The sequence below is a fragment of the Agrobacterium sp. genome (genome assembly GCF_032092815.1).
Classification (GTDB): domain Bacteria; phylum Pseudomonadota; class Alphaproteobacteria; order Rhizobiales; family Rhizobiaceae; genus Agrobacterium.
The window spans coordinates 1-15,767 of the sequence record NZ_DAMDBP010000049.1; the positions used below are offsets into that span (position 1 = coordinate 1).

The following is a 15,767-nucleotide window of genomic DNA, read 5'->3' on the forward strand; positions in this document are numbered from 1 at the left end:
CTAGGTCGTGTCCCCATAACGGGGTTCATGTCTGTGGCGTTGTGTGATTCAATCACCGTGAAAGGAGATCGTCATGCGCCGTCACGAACTGACCGACGAGGAATGGGCGGTTATCGCGCCGTTGCTGCCGACCAACAGCCGTGGAGTTGAGCGAGTGGATGACCGCCGGGTGATCAATGGTATCCTCTGGCGCTTTCGGACCGGCTCATCCTGGCGTGATGTGCCGGAGCGCTATGGTCCGCGCACGACGCTGTACAATCGCTTCTCGCGCTGGCGCAAAGCGGGCGTCTGGGATCGCCTTCTTGGCGCTGTTTCAAGGCATTATGCCGGAGAGATCGTCATGATCGACTCCTCCTGTGTTCGCGTTCACCAGCATGGTGCCAACGCAAAAAAGGGGGATCTGCCGATCCTTGCATGGGACGTTCGCGTGGCGGCCTGACGACAAAGATCCACGCGCTCGTCGATGCTGATGGTTTGCCTGTTCGACTGGAGTTGAGCGCAGGCCAGGCCGGCGATGCTCCCATGGCCGAAAAGCTGCTGAGTGACATTCAGCCGGGGTCGACGCTGCTTGCCGACAAGGCCTATGACACCGACGCGATCCGTAACTTTGCCAAGCAACGTAAATGCTGGGCCAATATCCCCGCCAAGGCCAACCGCAAACAGACCTTCAGCTTCAGCCGCTGGGTCTATCGCCAGCGCAATCTGGTGGAGCGTTTCTTCAATCGCATCAAACAGATGCGCGGACTGGCAACGCGATATGACAGACGTGCCGACAATTACCTTGCCGGGCTCAAACTTGCCGCAACGAGAATCTGGATTGCGTCAGCTAATGAGTCCGCGTCCTAGCAGGGCGTTAGTTGTGCGTTCATAGCGAACAATTAAATGTCGCCTTTGTTGATCAGGTAGTCCGACAGAAAGTCCAATGTCGACGCAAAAAATAACGTGGGTAGGGGGTAGATAGTGAGTTTTCTCATTCTATTTCAAGGCGTATGCATTGTAATTCGGGGAGTTTGGCCTTCATAGGCTCTGACGTGCTTGCCAGCGATGGCCGGAGCAGCTATCAAAGTCAAAATAAATGGTAAATTCCTACCGTTTCTGTATTCGATATTTTATTCACGGCGGGAAATACCGTGGGGTATTTTGCTGAAGACTTATGTTGTGTTTTAATTTACTAATGAATAAAACAGAATTTATGAATTATCTTCTGTTAAAACACCTGTATTGAACTCTCATTTCATGATTTATATTTAGTTCCAATTTAGAGATGAAATGATTTTATTTAAAGCAGAAGAAAATAATTCGTATAGACCAGATATAGATGGTCTACGTGCCATTGCTGTGACTGCGGTCGTTATTTTTCATGCAGGAGTTAACGCCTCTAGCGGAGGTTTCGTAGGCGTAGACGTATTTTTTGTCTTGTCAGGATATTTGATTACCGGACATATATACTCTGAGGTTCGAGCCGGTAGGTTCACTTACAAGTTCTTTTACGTCCGTCGATTTAAGCGAATTCTTCCTGCACTGCTCGTGGTTTTGCTCATCTCTACAGCCCTTGCTGCATTGATACTCTCCCCGTCGGAAATGAAGGGTTATAGTATTTCCGCCGCAAGCGCGGTTTTGGGGGTAAGCAATTTTTATTTCTGGCTTTCTGCGAACTATTTCTCGCCATCAACCGATCACATCCCAATGTTAATGACGTGGAGTCTCGCGGTTGAAGAGCAGTTTTATTTAATATTCCCGATAATTCTTATCGCTCTATTTCGCTTTGCCCGGCAACGGCTTCTGGCGGCGATCGTTTGTATATCCGTCGTTTCTCTGTTGCTATCTATTTTAGGTGTTCAACTCTACCCGTCTTTGACGTTTTATATGTTGCCAACGCGTGCTTGGGAGCTTGGTGCTGGCGCTATTCTGGCGATCGCACAGGCGCAGGGTTTTTCAATGTTGAATTACCGGCGTGGAGTCCGTGAGTTTACGAGCGCAATAGGTATGGCATTAATTTTGGTGCCAATTTTCATCTACTCAACGGACACAATTTTTCCAGGCGCAGCAGCACTGCCATCAGTTGTTGGAACTGCTATGGTTATCGCCACGCGTGTGTCTATAACCAACAAAATCCTCAGTTTCAAACCGGCGGTATTTCTTGGTAAGATTTCTTATTCTTGGTACCTTTGGCACTGGCCGCTGCTGGTTTTCGCAAGAGTGTCTTCGCCAGATGAGATTCCTCAACACTATTTGTTGTTGAACGTCAGTGTTTCGCTGTTGCTTGCTATGGTTTCCTATCGGTTTGTTGAGCAACCGTTCCGCAAGACCAAGGTTACAGAAACGCGTGTCTTACTTACCTATGGTACCGCAGCTGCTGTTGTCGCCGCTATCGTTGTGTTGCCGGCATTGTTTAATGGTTTTCCCGGACGAGTTAGTAGCTCGGTATACGAATTGGAAAGCTCCATTAATCAACGCGAGCCTTGTCTTGTGTCCTATGGATCGACAGCACCATCGATGTCTCTAAGCTGTGTACCGCAGAACGGAACATCGGAGATCGCATTGATTGGTGATAGTCACGCGGCGGCTTTGGCGCCCGGATTGAGGTTATTGGCGGCACGCGATGGCTTTAATATCACGGTCATGACGAAGAGTTCTTGCCCTCCTATGGTGTCCGTTACCCGATTTATGCCAAATCACCCTAAACATGACCAGGAATGCGCGGCATTTAACCAGTCAGTTTTTGATGTTATTGAAAATAATTCAGATATCAAAACAGTTATCCTCGCAGGATATTGGGCCGCACCGCTTGTTGAGGCCAATAGCGGATCAAGGTATGTGGATTCTATATTGCCCGATGCCGATGCGCCAATTGAATCAAATAGATTAATGCTGCAACGTGGACTCGCGGATCAGATCGAACGGATTACCAAACTCGGCCGTAAAGTCATTGTACTGCAGGATGTCCCACTTTTCGACAAAAATCCTGTCTCTATTGCGCTTCGCGATGCGTTACCGTTGCGCTCGTTGATTGCTAGTCTTTCTCATCCGGTTGAAAATGATAAATTCACATTGCCAGCAAGTGTTCGCTTTGAAAAAGAACTCAGTTCGGCTCGCTCGGTTGTAAGTGAAGTTGCTGCGGCTCAGACGCAATCGATAGAGCTTATTGATCCGTACAATACCTTATGTGTTGCTGAACGATGCGAGCACAGAAGCGGGGAAGGTGTGCTCTACATCGATAAACAGCATCTGTCGCTTGCTGGTTCTGCTAAGCTTGCGAAAGAAATTCTAAACGCGTCGAATTTCAAACAAAGCGCTGCGCGATCGGCTCCATAAATAGTGTTCATCGACGTTATTTTCATAAGCGTGGATTTTCTCGGAATTATAATGTGTCTGATGCGCGTTTTTTGGCAAGATCTTTATGCGCCACCAGTCGACCACCTGTCGGAGAGACCGTTTTTAACTGATCTTGGTAGCATCATGTTGAGGTATGTCCTCTCTGCGATTGGGTGCGGGGAGAGAGCCCTTGTGCTCAATAACGCTTGAGGTGAAACCGCAACGCTTGTCTATGTCCTTTCACGGCGTGTTCTATGCCGGACTTTTTACATTTCCTGGGTGTCGGGTTGTTGATGATTTAGTGATCAATTTTCGTTGTGGTTTTCGGAGGTTGTTGCTCATTACGTGATAACCTCCGTAAAACGCATTTTATTGAATTATAAGCTACGCTTTGGTGTGAAAAATATATAATCAGCCATTGCTTCAAATTTTACCGATAGATTTTAATGCAACGCAACATGGTTCTGGAATGATCTTGCCATAACTAGAGGCAGGAGCCCGTCCATGACTACGTATTACGTCAATTCTTCAACCGGTTCTGATGCTAATGCTGGGACGTCAGCAATCGCTCCACTTGCATCATTAGCTGCTGTGAACGCTCTTAAGCTGAAGGCTGGTGACGTTGTATTGTTTGGCTCGGGTGGCGAATATCAGGGTCAGCTTGATGTCAAATACTCCGGTACTGTCGAAAATCCAATAACGTTTGGTAGTTACGGCTTGGGCGACCCTCCAGCCCTGACAGGTGGGGCGGTTGGTATTTATGGTTCGAAGACTTCAAATATCGTCATTGAGAACCTTGCGATTGAAAAGACCGTTGGTAACGCGATCTACGCTGGCAGTGCGAGCAACTGGACAATTCAAAATGTAACTGTGACGGACACTGGATCGTCCTCCAAGGCGGGTTCGATCAGCTTCCAATCCAGCAGCAATATAACAATTACCGATAGTCATATTTCTGGAACTGCCGGCGACGGGATATGGATGCTGAATGTCAAGGGTGCGATATTGACCGGCAACGAGGTGTTGAATGCCTACGGACATGATGCTGATGCAATGCAGTTGAACGCAAGCAGCGATATTATCATAAAAAATAACGTGCTTGATATGTCTGGTCAAAATAGCAGTGCCAAAGGTGTTTTGGTTCTAGTGGATGCCAAAAATGCTTTCGTTGATGGCAATATTTTAACCGGCGGCGGCTTTGGAATTAGTGCGCATGGCCAAGATATAACAATCACCCACAACGACATATCGGGTTATCAAGGCTATAGTTGGTCGTACGGAATTGGTCTTGGTCAACAGGTTGATATCAAAAATTACATCATCAGTGATAATTACATTCACGATGGCGTATGGGGTGTGTCTGTAAGTGCCGCTGGAACTGACACCCTCACAAGAACAGGTATTAGTATCACCGATAATTATTTTGACGAGCTAAGTTCTGCCGCTCTAAAAGTGGACCGTGCTGCTGAGGGGCTTTTTCGAGATAACGTAATCACCGATTCAGTAAATAGGGATATTTACCTATCCAAAGCTCTTTTGGACGCCGGAACATTTCTGGCGACACCAAGTACAGTTGGCGCTTCTCCAGACTTGATGACGCCCATTCCGACGCTGGGCGATATAGATACCATTCCCATAGTTTCAGGCCCGAGTGAAGGTAGCATCGCACTGAGAGCGGCTTCGACTTCCGTTGAAAATTACCTAAATGCCGCTATGGACACCCTTGTATTTACTGATTTTGGGAATTTGTCTCTGTCAGGCAATGTTTTGGATAATGACCAATCAGAAAACGGTGTTCTTTCGTTGCGCAATCTTAATGGCGCCTCCTTTAAAAAATCTCCAGTTATGAATATCGAAAGTAAATTTGGTATGCTTCATATCGAACAGGATGGAGATTACAGTTTCACTGTCGACGTAGATCAACTGAAATTGTTGTCTGGTGTTGTAACGGAAAAATTTCAATATAAAGTTTCGAATGGGGAGCATATCGATGCTGGTTATATTTCAATTTCCATTGATGTGGACCAGATTATCAAATCTATTGCAGTTGACGATTTCTTCTGAACACGCATCTCATGCGTCGGCATTTTGTCGTTGATCAATGGGAACCTAGTTTGGAAAGAAAATAGGCCCGCCAATTTTTGACGGGCCTTTTTATGATGACGCAATCGGTCGAGATATGATCTTGATTATACCAAGTCTGTGTGAGCTGGGATCGAAATCTTCAGGACGCCGACGTCGGTTGTCTGCGAATTGTCTGCAAATTCACCAAAGGCGTCGTCGTAAATTCGGAACTGGAAGCGCTCAGAGACGGTTTCGCTGAAGTTGTGGCCTTTGTAAACCTCGTAAGTATATGTGCCATCACGGTCAATGTGAAGGTCACCGTACAAGCCGGAAATAACGGTAGAACCATCAGGTTGTACGAACTTGAGGCTGAAGTCGTTAGGATTAGCTGTAGCTAGGTTTTCGCCACCGATGCGGCCGACGAATATATTATCGTCTGCAGTCAGGTCACCAGTGATGAGGTTTCCAGTGACGGTAACTTCCTTGTCAACTGCGACCGGCTTGATGTGTTCGCCTTTAATTGTGATGGTTAGGTAATCATAATCAGTATTGCCGCCGCCGTCGGAAATCTTATAGCCAACGCGCTCCACCCAGCCGCCAACTGGTACTTCTTTATCTTTCATGTCAGGGTTGAGCGTGTATTTGTAGTTGCCATTTGGACTAACTTCGAAGATGCCGTATTTACCCTCAATGTACGTAACCTGCTCAAGACCTTTCTTGGCTCCAACAGTTGTACCATTCAGTGAGCGTAGGTAAATAGCGCCGCCGTCCGATGTGTCATTTGCGGTGATGTTACCGAAAATGGAACCGTCAGGGTCGTTGAGGTAAATAGTGTCGAAATCGGCGACAGCAGTAGGTTTTGCCATAAAAATACTCCCATTATTGGCCTATGTGAAAAATCGGTATATCAATTACTTCCGATTAACTAATTATTGACCATTAATTTCTTGCAGTCGAAAGTCAATAACTTTCTGTAATTCATAACGTTAAGGCTACTGCGATTTGCTGTTTTTTTATTGGAAATTTGACTGATTTTCTCGCGTTTTTGGAGTTGTGCGGCTTCAAGTTCGGCATTCCACGTGAATATCTGCGTAGTCGCTGCAGCTTTTATTTTGGGATTTGTTGGCTTTTTTGTGTCGTGTTGTCGATGCGTGTTGCTGAGGTGGATAAATCGACTTTCGGTAAGTGATTCTGTGTTTTCTATCTGAAGTATTGCATTTCTGATTCTTGTCTTTTTGAGGGTTTTCAGGGTGTGTTTCCATGCCGATATTTCGTTGAGAGGCGTGCTTCTGGCCACGATCGCTGGAGGCGATAGGAAATATTTGGTGCCCGATTCTCTATAAGTTCAGGCGCATGTATAACCAGAATCATTACTGTCGGGCCGTTACCCTGCAGTTGTGACGCAGTTGGCGTGCGGGAGCGAAATGTCTAAGGCGGCTAATCGCTCGTGGCCGCGGTGTTTCGCGCTATTTTTTGCGCTTAGTTAGGCTTTCCGTTTCGCTGTGTAGGGTAATTGGAGCGTTGTTTGCCGCGCCTTTTCACAGGTGTTCCATCACACTTCAACCGAATTCAATTTGACTAATCATGACATATGTCATATGTCATGAGTTGCGAAGAGGAGGAGCTTTATGACTGATCTGTTTAGCGTTGAGGGCAAGGTGATTGTTGTAACCGGTGGCCTTGGCCAATTGGGGACGGAGTTTGCCTCGTCGCTTTTGAGCGCTGGCGCGAAGGTTGCCATTTACAGCCGTCGGCCGATCGATGCGGCGGCGATTGAAGAGAAGTTTCCACAGCATGACGGCCGTTTAAAGGTTTTTGTGGCGAGCGTCACCGACAAGGAGGCGTTGGAAGCGGCGACTGATGCGCTTTGCGCTGAATGGGGTGTGCCGCACGCTCTGGTCAATAATGCCGGCATTGACAGCAAACCAAACGGTGCAGCTGACCAGAACGGACCATTCGAAAGCTATCCGCAGAAATATTGGGATGAGATCATTGATGTTAATCTCACTGGCGTGATGTTGTGCTCGCAGGTTGTTGGTGCGCGCATGGCGGAAGTTGGTCGCGGCAGCATCATCAATGTTGGCTCCATCTATGGTATGGTGTCGCCCAACCAGGCGCTTTACGCCTACCGTGAGAAGCGAGATGGCGTGCCATTCATAAAGGCGGTTTCTTATGCTGCTTCGAAGTCCGGCCTGCTTAATCTCACGCGATATGTCGCTACTTATTGGGCGCCAAAAAATGTGCGCTGCAATCTCATTTCCTTTGGTGGTGTCAAAACAGGTAGTTTCGACAAGGAATTTGTTGATGCATTTCTTGAGCGCGTGCCGCTCGGCCGTCAGGCGGAAAAGGGCGAATATAACGGCGTGATCCGTTTCTTGGCGTCTGATGCGTCGACCTATATGACTGGCTCCAACGTCGTCGTCGATGGTGGGTTCACTGCATGGTAGGCGCAACGGCAATCTCTGCGCCCGATCGCGGCAAGCTGCATATGCAGGTTGTTGCGGATATCGAAACCCGCATCCTCACCGGCGAACTGCAGGTGGGGGAACGGCTTTCGTCGGAGGCGGAGCTTGCCCGTAATTTCGGCGTTAGCACCCGTTCGGTGCGTGAAGCGCTACAAATTCTCGAAACCAGAGGTCTGGTGCGCCGCCGCCATGGCGAACGTGCCGAAGTGGTGCGCGATGATGTCGGTCAGTTCATGGAATCGCTGGTCGCTTCCGTCGGCTCATTGTTTGCCCGCGATACTGCCTATCTCGTTCAGGCGATGGATGTTCGCCGCATGATTGAGCTGGAAGTGGTGGGGCGCATCGCTGCAGGTGAGGGTCAACTGTCAGAGGCCGTTACCACATCTCTGGATGCCATGCGTAACTCTGTAAGAAATAATGACTTTTCGCAATTTACGGAAGGGGATGCATCGTTTCACCGGGCGTTGGTTCAATCGCTTGGTAACGAGATACTTTCGTCACTGCATGGCAATCTGCACACGCTTATTGCAGGGGTGATTAGGGTGGCGAGCCGCGTGCCGCGCAAGACGCTCGCTGACGGTCTGGCCGAACACGAAAATATTTACACGCTGATCCGCGCCGGTAATGCCGAGGGCGCCCGTACGGCGATGCGTGAACACATAGATAACAGTATGGCCTATCTCGAACAGGCCATGAGCAGATCCGGAAAACGGGAGGAAAGATCTGAATGACTGCCTATGACTACAATAATGTGAACTGGGATGCGATCGAACGGTTGTCCCACTGGTATTCTGGCGACATTCACGACGTGATGGATCATCATGGCTTTTATGGTTTTCTGGATGGCATAACACTTCATGGTGTACTCAAACCGGGGCAGGTGGTGTGCGGACCAGTTTCCACGGTGCGTTATGCACCAAGCACCCGCACAGGGCAGCCACAGGATGTTTATCATGGTGCCATCGATGCCGTAGTAAAGGGTGGAATTATTCTGGTTGATGCTTCTTGTGCTGAGGGTTCCGGCACAGGTGAATTGATGTCGACTGGTGCCAAAACTGCGGGTGCCGCAGCCACCATCGTGCATGGCACGGTACGGGACCTCGCTGAGGTGCGCAAGCTTGATTATCCATTGTTCGCCCGCGGTGTCAGCCCGGTTGGTGTATCTGGCCGTATGGAACCTGCTGAGGCTCAGGTTGAACTCAACATCAAAGGTGTTCGGGTTCGCCCGGGCGATGTGATCTTTGCTGACATTTCTGGCGTTGTTGTCATCCCGCAGGAACTTGTGGCGGTGATTGCCGATGAAGCCGACCGCAACGGTGAAGGCGAAGCGCGTTGCCGCGAACGTATTCTAACAGGTGAAAAGCTGAGGGATGTATGGCCGGTTGGCTCTACAGGGCCGGTCTAGGGGATGGACTGCGGGGTGCGTAAGTACCCCGAATTTTAACGGCTGCGTGGAGGCGGCCAGTTCGGGAGGAGAACACGATGAAATTTTTCAAGAAAGCTGCCCTTGCGGCCTGTGCCGTCATGGCATTGACCGGATCAGCTCTGGCTGAATATCCGGAACGGGCAATCACCATGATCATTCCGTGGGCTGCCGGTGGCGGTACGGATGCGACCGGCCGTATCATCGCAACAATGCTTGAGGAAAAGCTCAAGCAACCCATCACGGTGGTCAATCGTACTGGCGGCGGCGGCATTGTCGGGCATCAGGAACTGAAGAACCTCAAGTCGGATGGTTATACGATCGGTATCATCACAACGGAGTTGTCGATGTACAAGTCGGTTGGTTCGTCCGATATCTCCTACGAGGATTTTACGCTAATCGGCCTTTATAATGCTGATCCATCCGCCATTTTTGTGCGTGCAGATTCGCCCTATAAAACAATTGATGACTTGATTGCGGCTATCAAGCAGGATCCGTCTGCCATCAAGGCCAGCGGCGCCAATTTTGGCGGCAACAATCATATTGCCTGGGTCAGTCTTGTGCAGTTGCTGGGTGCGCCGGCCGAAAAGGCATTCTGGGTTCCAACGGACGGCGCCACCGTTTCGCTGCAGCTTCTGGCATCCAATGCCATCAATGTAGCTGTCTCGCAGTTCCCCGAGGCAAAAGCCCTTGTTGATGCTGGTGAAATTCGCCCGCTCGCATATCTCGGCAATGAACGTAACGAGAAAAATCCGGATGTACCGCCGATCAGTGAAGCAGCTGGTATCGAATTTTCCGTCTCAGGCTGGCGCGGTGTCGCTGCTCCTAAGGGCATTCCGGAAGACGTACAGGTCAAGCTTGCTTCGGCACTCCAGGAAATCGTGACCGGTGATCGGTTCAAGACCTTTATGGATGGCCGTAATTTCGGCGTGAACTGGAAAGGTGGCGCTGACTTCGAGGCCTATCTCAAACAGCGTGACGAGGCATTTGGCGCCGCGATCAAGTCTGCCGGTATCAAGGCAAACTGATCAGATTGGGAGGCGGCCAGTAAACTGGTCGTCTCGTTTTCCCTGATGAAATCATATTGTGGATGTCGGTGGCGCTCCGCATCGCATGTTGCATTCTGAATTTGCTTACGAGCCCCTGCAAAAGGAGACCGCGCATGACGACGGTCAATCGACTTGATCTTGTAATATCCATTCTGTTCACGCTTGTCGGCGGTTACGTGGTGATCGGTTCGATGGCGCTAAAGGCGATGCCAGGTATGGCGGTTGGCCCGGGTCTGTTCCCAGCGATTACCGGGGGCGGCATGTTGCTTTTCGGGTTTGTCATGTTGGTCCAAACCTGGATGGGACGCGTAGTAGGCGAGCCTGTTGAATCGACGACAGAAGAACCTTCCGTTGAGCCGGATGCACGGGAAACCCTGATTGACAGGCTTTATAATCTGCTTTTGCTGTTGTCCATTCTGGCATTGATCCTGCTGATGCCCGTTTTCGGTTTTGTGATCGCCAGCGCGCTCTTCGTTTTTGCCATGGTATTGCTGGGCGGCGGCCGGTGGTTGCAGGCCATCATATTCAGCGTCGTCATGACAGGGTTGACCTATGCGCTTTTTGTTTTTGGCCTGCGTGTACAGGTGCCGGTTGGATTCTGGGGTTAAGCTATGAATGCTTTTGTTGATGCCTATTTTCTTGTCTTCAACCTCGAAACACTCTTGGTCATTGCTGCGTCGGCAATTTTTGGGTTGTTTGTCGGAGCGCTACCGGGTTTGACAGCGACCATGGCGACGGCTCTGTTGGTGCCGCTGACTTTTTACATGTCGCCCATTCCGGCAATTGCCGCGATCATCTCATCAAACCGCAATGGCAATCACAGCTGGCGATTTGCCAGGGACCTTGCTTCGTATTCCTGGAACGCCAGCATCCGCAGCCTATGTCGAGGATTCCTATAGCATGGCACAGAAAGGCCAGGCAGGCCTTGCCATTGGCATCGGCGTCATCGGCTCGGTCCTCGGTGGCCTGTTTGGTTTTGTCTTTCTGATATTTACCGCGCCAGCGCTTGCGAAATTTGCTCTTGGTTTCTCAAGCTTTGAATATTTCTGGCTTGCGGTGCTTGGCTTGAGCTGTGCAGCTTTGATCTCATCCGGCGGCGTTGCAAAGGGCGCGTTGTCACTGCTCCTCGGCCTTTTGATTTCACAGGTCGGTGTTGACCCGCTAACGGGTACGCCGCGCTTTACCTTTGGTGTGTCGGAATTGACAGGGGGCATCAGTTTCATTCCGGCGATGATTGGCATGTTTGCACTCGCGGAAGTGATGCGAACCGGACGCCGGTTCAAACTGAATATCCCGCAGGCCAATGTGCGCAACCCCTTTAAGGGCGTGGCGGCCTGCATTTGGAAATACCGTAAAAATCAGCTGCGTGGCTCAATTATTGGTAGTCTCATTGGCGCTTTGCCCGGCGTGGGCGGTGATCTTGCCGCATGGGTAACCTATTCCCTCGCCAAAAAAACGTCGAAGACCCCAGAGCTGTTTGGTAAGGGACACCCTGAGGGGCTCGTAGAGGCGGGGGCCACCAACAATGCCGCCCTTAGTGCGTCCTGGATACCGGCCATGGTTTTCGGTATCCCGGGCGATGCGGTAACGGCAATTGCCGTTGGCGTTCTGGTCATGAAGGGCATGGAACCTGGCCCGCAGCTGCTGACGACAAATCCGCAGAATTTCTATGCAGTCATGCTGGTGTTTGTCATTGCCAACATCTTGATGTTGCCGCTCGGTTATGTGGCTGCGCGTTCGGCTCGCTGGATATTTGAGGTGCCGCGCGCACTTCTCAATGCAGCAATCCTGCTGTTTTGCGTGGTCGGATCTTATTCCATCAACAACACGATGTTTGGCGTCACTGTCATGTTGGTGCTTGGTATAGCCGCCTTCTTTATGGAGAAGTCCGGCTTTGCGATCGCACCTGTTATCTTGGGTATCGTTTTGGGGCCGCTGGTGGAACAGAATTTCACGACATCAATGATCATTACCAATGGCAATGTGTTTGGTCTGTTTGATCGTCCGATTGCGGCGGTGCTGGGTATCGCATCGATTGCCGTTTGGGGACTGTTCATTTTCGGTGCGGTGAGAAAAACGCTGCAAACGAAAGCTTTTACGGACGAGGCTGTGTAATAGGGCCGGGAGGAATGGCGTTCAGCCATTCCCCTTACACAAATAGGGCGTCATAATAGATGTAACGATGCGCGCAGCAACGTCCGGGCGCGGGTGCAAGCCATCCGGAATGGCGGTCGCCAGTTCGTCTTTGTTCAGCTTTGCCCATCCGGGGTAATAATCGACATATTCAAATCCGCGCGTCAGTGCTTCATTGCGCTGCATATCGACATACCACTCCAGGAGTGGGCGCATGAAACTACGAATGCCCGATGCAGGATTCATTCGGGTCATGATCACCCGTGTCTGCGGCAGTTGACTTTTGATCCGATCGTAAACAGTGGCAATATTCGCGCGGCTGCGCTCGCGCGTCATCATGCGATTGATGGCCGCATCATTGCCATAGAATTCAATAAGCACAATATCAGGTGTGAGACGGACAACATCATCAATATGGGTGACGGCCCAGTCCGATGTCGCGCCACTTTCCGCGACCTTCAAGACTTCCACTCGTCTGTTCAGGCACTGAGCGAGCGAGGTTTGTAACGGTACCTGCCAACCGCCCTTATTGGTCAAGGACGTGCCGAAGGAAACGATCCTGAGTGGTTTCGAGGTGTCTTGTGCCTGAGCGGTGGGTAACATGGCGCAACTTGCTGTCGCTGCTGCAATAACAAGCCTTGAAACGTAAGACGATGTTCCCATGAAGTGCCTTGCCCGAAAATGATGAAACCACATCGACTCTATTTGCGCCTTTACGTTTTGCCACTGCATTTTCTTGGCACCTGTATTCCAGCATTGCATTAATTACCGGTGCTGAAAATAGAAATATATGCTTGCAACAACCAACAGTTTTCTCTGCCAGTGACCTGATGTGTCATTCATCCACAGGAAAACAATTACTGTATTTACAGCTGACATGTTAGATGAGTATATTGCTGCTCTCAGCTTGGAGGAGCACTCAATTGACAACAGCTTTCGGCCTTTCGGCGGCTCTGACGACGCCTTTCGATGATAAGGGCAATATCGCTTTCTCGACCATGACGCAGCATGCAAAAAACTGCCTAGCGACAGGCTGTGACAGCGTTACCCTGTTCGGTACAACCGGCGAGGGAAGCTCGGTCGGCGGCCGTGAACGTGGTGCTGTCCTCAAGGCGTTTGCGGATGCCGGCATTTCCGCTCGCCAGATTGTGGCGGGTGTGCTGGTCGATTCTGCCGAGGATGCGGCGGACCAATCGGCGCAAGCCTTGGATGCCGGTGCGCGCAACGTGTTGTTGGCACCGCCATCCTATTTCAAGAACGTTTCGGATAACGGCCTTTATGAATGGTTTGCCAAGGTTTTTGAGCTGCTTGGCGAAAAGGCGCGTGACATTATCGTTTATAATATACCATCGGTCACGATGGTGAAGCTTTCGGTGGAGTTGGTCGGGCGTCTGCGCACCGCCTTCCCCGGTGTTGTTACTGGCGTCAAGGATTCCGGTGGTGACTGGTCGCATACCGAGCGTCTCTTGAAGGAACACAGCGACCTGATCATTCTCATCGGTGACGAGCGTCATCTGGCCCAGGGTACGCGCATTGGCGGCAAGGGCGCGATCTCCGGCATGGCCAATGTCATGCCGCGCGAAATCCGTGCCATGGCCGTTGATGGAAAAGATGACCAGCGTGTTGTTGATCTCGTCGTAGAAATTTTGAAGTATCCGGTTACCCCCGCGGTAAAAGTACTGGTTGCCCGCACGACCGGTGACGCGGTATGGCACAATGTAAGGCCGCCGCTTGTGACGATTCCTTCCGAGGAGCGCGAAAAGATCGGGCAGATTTTTGATGGGCTTTTCTCATCAAAAGCAGCCTGACGGACGGTAGGTTTAGAGGGTTGCATGGACGAAACCGGCGAGCAGATTACTTTGAGAGAAAAGGCGTATGAAAGTTTCACGCGCCACTTGCTCGCACGGGATGTTCGCCCAGGACAGTTCATTTCGCAGCGGCAACTGGTCGGGCTGACCGGGTTGACGTTGGGGGCAATCCGCGAGCTCATTCCACGGCTTGAGGCGGAGGGGTTGATTAAAACCGTTCCGCAGCGTGGATTGCAGATTGCCCATATCGATATCAACCTGATCCGCGAAGCCTTTCAGTTCAGAATATTGCTGGAGCGTGAAGCTGTCGCGCTTTTCACCCTCTCGGCGAGCGACGCCGCCGTTCAGCACCTTTTAAAACAGCACCGGGAAATTGCGGAGGAACTGCAGAACAAAGGCGCTTCGGCGGAGTTGGAGCAACGTGCGCAAGCCACTGATTGGGGCATGCACAATGCCTTTGTCGATGCGATGGGCAACTCGATCATCTCGAATGCCTATCGGGTGAATTCGATAAAAATGCGCCTCATCAATCAGGAGCGTTTTCGTATTGATGGACGTGTCGGCCCGGTGATGGGAGAACATTTGGCGGTACTCGAAGCGATTGAGCGACGGTCTGTCGATGAGGCCGTGCAGAACCTGACAGCGCATATCAGCAATGCGAGGGATCGTTCACTGGCAATATAACAAGGCCTTGGAAGCCTTTAGTATATGACAAGCAAGCCGTGCGGAGGAGTTGTACGGCGATAAGAGGAGGACTGGCATGACATCGTCATTATTGAGACCAAACCGCCGTACGTTCCTGGCGGCAAGTGCTGCCTTCGGCAGTGCTGCGTTGCTTGGCGCGCGCACGGCATCTGCGGCCGTTGACTGGAAGAAGTTCTCCGGCACAACGCTGGAAGTCAATCTTGTCAAGAGCCCGCGCAGTGAGACCCTGATCAAGCACCTCAAGGAATTCGAGGAGTTGACGGGTATCAAGGTGAATGCGGAAGCGACGCCTGAACAGCAGCAGCGTCAGAAAACCGTTATCGAACTCAGCACCGGCAAGCCAAGCTTTGACGTAGTGCATCTGAGCTACCACGTTCAGAAGCGCCAGTTTGAAAAGGGCGGCTGGCTTGCTGACATCAGCGGATTCCTGAAGGATCCATCGCTGACAGACCCATCGCTTGTAGAAGGTGATTTCGCCGAAGCCGGCATGCTGTTTGCCAAAGATTCCAACGGCGTCCTGCGCTCGCTGCCATTCTCGGTGGACTACTGGATTGTCTACTGGAACAAGGAATTGTTCGAGCAGAAAGGCCTTTCCTACCCGTCGACCTTCGAAGAACTGGTCGATGCGGCTGAAAAGATCACCGATCCCTCCACAAACACCTATGGTTTTGTGGCGCGCGGCTTGAAAAACGCCAATACGCCAGTGTGGACCTCACTGCTGCTGGGTTACGGCTCCAGCCCGCTGGATGCCGATGGAAAGCTGCAGACCACATCGAAGGAAGCCGTTGAGGCTGCCACGCTTTAT

At 50.9% G+C, this 15,767-nt stretch carries 14 protein-coding genes and 1 pseudogene; 13 read left to right on the forward strand and 2 right to left on the reverse strand.

Annotated features, from left to right (window positions below):
- Positions 1 to 73: 73 nt before the first annotated feature.
- The 3 genes and pseudogenes from RT613_RS20550 (at position 74) to RT613_RS20560 (ending at position 5,379) form a co-directional block, all read left to right on the forward strand.
- Positions 74 to 846: pseudogene (locus RT613_RS20550) on the forward strand (IS5 family transposase).
- A gap of 423 nt (positions 847 to 1,269) precedes the next feature.
- Positions 1,270 to 3,315: an acyltransferase family protein gene (locus tag RT613_RS20555; RefSeq protein ID WP_313618239.1), complete on the forward strand. Its 2,046-nt coding sequence runs from the start codon at positions 1,270 to 1,272 to the stop codon at positions 3,313 to 3,315.
- A gap of 504 nt (positions 3,316 to 3,819) precedes the next feature.
- Positions 3,820 to 5,379: a right-handed parallel beta-helix repeat-containing protein gene (locus RT613_RS20560; RefSeq protein ID WP_313618240.1), complete on the forward strand. Its 1,560-nt coding sequence runs from the start codon at positions 3,820 to 3,822 to the stop codon at positions 5,377 to 5,379.
- A 125-nt stretch (positions 5,380 to 5,504) separates the two neighbouring features.
- On the opposite strand, the gene RT613_RS20565 is transcribed toward RT613_RS20560, so the two are convergent.
- Positions 5,505 to 6,245, reverse strand: coding sequence for an Ig-like domain-containing protein (locus RT613_RS20565; protein WP_313618241.1), 741 nt, complete (start codon positions 6,243 to 6,245; stop codon positions 5,505 to 5,507).
- Between the two features lie 762 nt (positions 6,246 to 7,007).
- On the opposite strand from RT613_RS20565, the gene RT613_RS20570 reads away from it, so the two are divergent.
- From RT613_RS20570 to RT613_RS20600, 7 genes are all read left to right on the forward strand, one after another.
- Complete coding sequence (locus RT613_RS20570; RefSeq protein WP_313618242.1) at positions 7,008 to 7,826, forward strand: SDR family oxidoreductase; 819 nt, start codon at positions 7,008 to 7,010, stop codon at positions 7,824 to 7,826.
- A complete protein-coding gene (locus RT613_RS20575; RefSeq protein ID WP_313618243.1) occupies positions 7,820 to 8,575 on the forward strand; it encodes a FadR/GntR family transcriptional regulator in 756 nt (251 codons plus the stop codon). The genes RT613_RS20570 and RT613_RS20575 overlap by 7 nt, the downstream gene beginning before the upstream one ends.
- A complete protein-coding gene (locus tag RT613_RS20580; protein ID WP_313618244.1) occupies positions 8,572 to 9,249 on the forward strand; it encodes a hypothetical protein in 678 nt (225 codons plus the stop codon). Before RT613_RS20575 ends, RT613_RS20580 begins: the two co-directional genes overlap by 4 nt.
- A gap of 77 nt (positions 9,250 to 9,326) precedes the next feature.
- Positions 9,327 to 10,295, forward strand: coding sequence for a tripartite tricarboxylate transporter substrate binding protein (locus tag RT613_RS20585; RefSeq protein WP_313618245.1), 969 nt, complete (start codon positions 9,327 to 9,329; stop codon positions 10,293 to 10,295).
- Positions 10,296 to 10,429: 134 nt separating this feature from the next.
- Positions 10,430 to 10,924, forward strand: coding sequence for a tripartite tricarboxylate transporter TctB family protein (locus tag RT613_RS20590; protein WP_313618246.1), 495 nt, complete (start codon positions 10,430 to 10,432; stop codon positions 10,922 to 10,924).
- 3 nt (positions 10,925 to 10,927) lie between these two features.
- A complete protein-coding gene (locus RT613_RS20595; protein WP_313618247.1) occupies positions 10,928 to 11,215 on the forward strand; it encodes a tripartite tricarboxylate transporter permease in 288 nt (95 codons plus the stop codon).
- On the forward strand, positions 11,127 to 12,431 hold the full coding sequence (locus RT613_RS20600; protein WP_313618248.1) for a tripartite tricarboxylate transporter permease: 1,305 nt from the start codon (positions 11,127 to 11,129) through the stop codon (positions 12,429 to 12,431). Before RT613_RS20595 ends, RT613_RS20600 begins: the two co-directional genes overlap by 89 nt.
- Before the next feature lie 21 nt (positions 12,432 to 12,452).
- Here RT613_RS20600 and RT613_RS20605 read toward each other — a convergent pair whose 3' ends face one another.
- Positions 12,453 to 13,181: an SGNH/GDSL hydrolase family protein gene (locus tag RT613_RS20605; RefSeq protein WP_313618249.1), complete on the reverse strand. Its 729-nt coding sequence runs from the start codon at positions 13,179 to 13,181 to the stop codon at positions 12,453 to 12,455.
- A gap of 191 nt (positions 13,182 to 13,372) precedes the next feature.
- Here RT613_RS20605 and RT613_RS20610 point away from each other — a divergent pair, with 191 nt between their 5' ends.
- The 3 genes from RT613_RS20610 to RT613_RS20620 form a co-directional block, all read left to right on the forward strand.
- The gene (locus RT613_RS20610) at positions 13,373 to 14,257 is read left to right on the forward strand and encodes a dihydrodipicolinate synthase family protein (protein ID WP_313618250.1); all 885 of its coding nucleotides are present in this window, start codon (positions 13,373 to 13,375) and stop codon (positions 14,255 to 14,257) included.
- A gap of 24 nt (positions 14,258 to 14,281) precedes the next feature.
- Complete coding sequence (locus tag RT613_RS20615) at positions 14,282 to 14,941, forward strand: GntR family transcriptional regulator (protein ID WP_313618251.1); 660 nt, start codon at positions 14,282 to 14,284, stop codon at positions 14,939 to 14,941.
- A 76-nt stretch (positions 14,942 to 15,017) separates the two neighbouring features.
- Positions 15,018 to 15,767: extracellular solute-binding protein (locus RT613_RS20620; protein WP_313618252.1), on the forward strand; the 750-nt coding region annotated here is incomplete at its 3' end.

What these genes read in the sequence shown, in the direction of transcription:
- RT613_RS20555 (WP_313618239.1), top strand. Translation starts at nt 1,270, where the DNA reads ATGATTTTATTTAAAGCAGAAGAAAATAATTCGTATAGACCAGATATA.
- RT613_RS20560 (WP_313618240.1), top strand. Translation starts at nt 3,820, where the DNA reads ATGACTACGTATTACGTCAATTCTTCAACCGGTTCTGATGCTAATGCT.
- RT613_RS20565 (WP_313618241.1), bottom strand. Translation starts at nt 6,245, where the DNA reads ATGGCAAAACCTACTGCTGTCGCCGATTTCGACACTATTTACCTCAAC.
- RT613_RS20570 (WP_313618242.1), top strand. Translation starts at nt 7,008, where the DNA reads ATGACTGATCTGTTTAGCGTTGAGGGCAAGGTGATTGTTGTAACCGGT.
- RT613_RS20575 (WP_313618243.1), top strand. Translation starts at nt 7,820, where the DNA reads ATGGTAGGCGCAACGGCAATCTCTGCGCCCGATCGCGGCAAGCTGCAT.
- RT613_RS20580 (WP_313618244.1), top strand. Translation starts at nt 8,572, where the DNA reads ATGACTGCCTATGACTACAATAATGTGAACTGGGATGCGATCGAACGG.
- RT613_RS20585 (WP_313618245.1), top strand. Translation starts at nt 9,327, where the DNA reads ATGAAATTTTTCAAGAAAGCTGCCCTTGCGGCCTGTGCCGTCATGGCA.
- RT613_RS20590 (WP_313618246.1), top strand. Translation starts at nt 10,430, where the DNA reads ATGACGACGGTCAATCGACTTGATCTTGTAATATCCATTCTGTTCACG.
- RT613_RS20595 (WP_313618247.1), top strand. Translation starts at nt 10,928, where the DNA reads ATGAATGCTTTTGTTGATGCCTATTTTCTTGTCTTCAACCTCGAAACA.
- RT613_RS20600 (WP_313618248.1), top strand. Translation starts at nt 11,127, where the DNA reads ATGGCAATCACAGCTGGCGATTTGCCAGGGACCTTGCTTCGTATTCCT.
- RT613_RS20605 (WP_313618249.1), bottom strand. Translation starts at nt 13,181, where the DNA reads ATGCAGTGGCAAAACGTAAAGGCGCAAATAGAGTCGATGTGGTTTCAT.
- RT613_RS20615 (WP_313618251.1), top strand. Translation starts at nt 14,282, where the DNA reads ATGGACGAAACCGGCGAGCAGATTACTTTGAGAGAAAAGGCGTATGAA.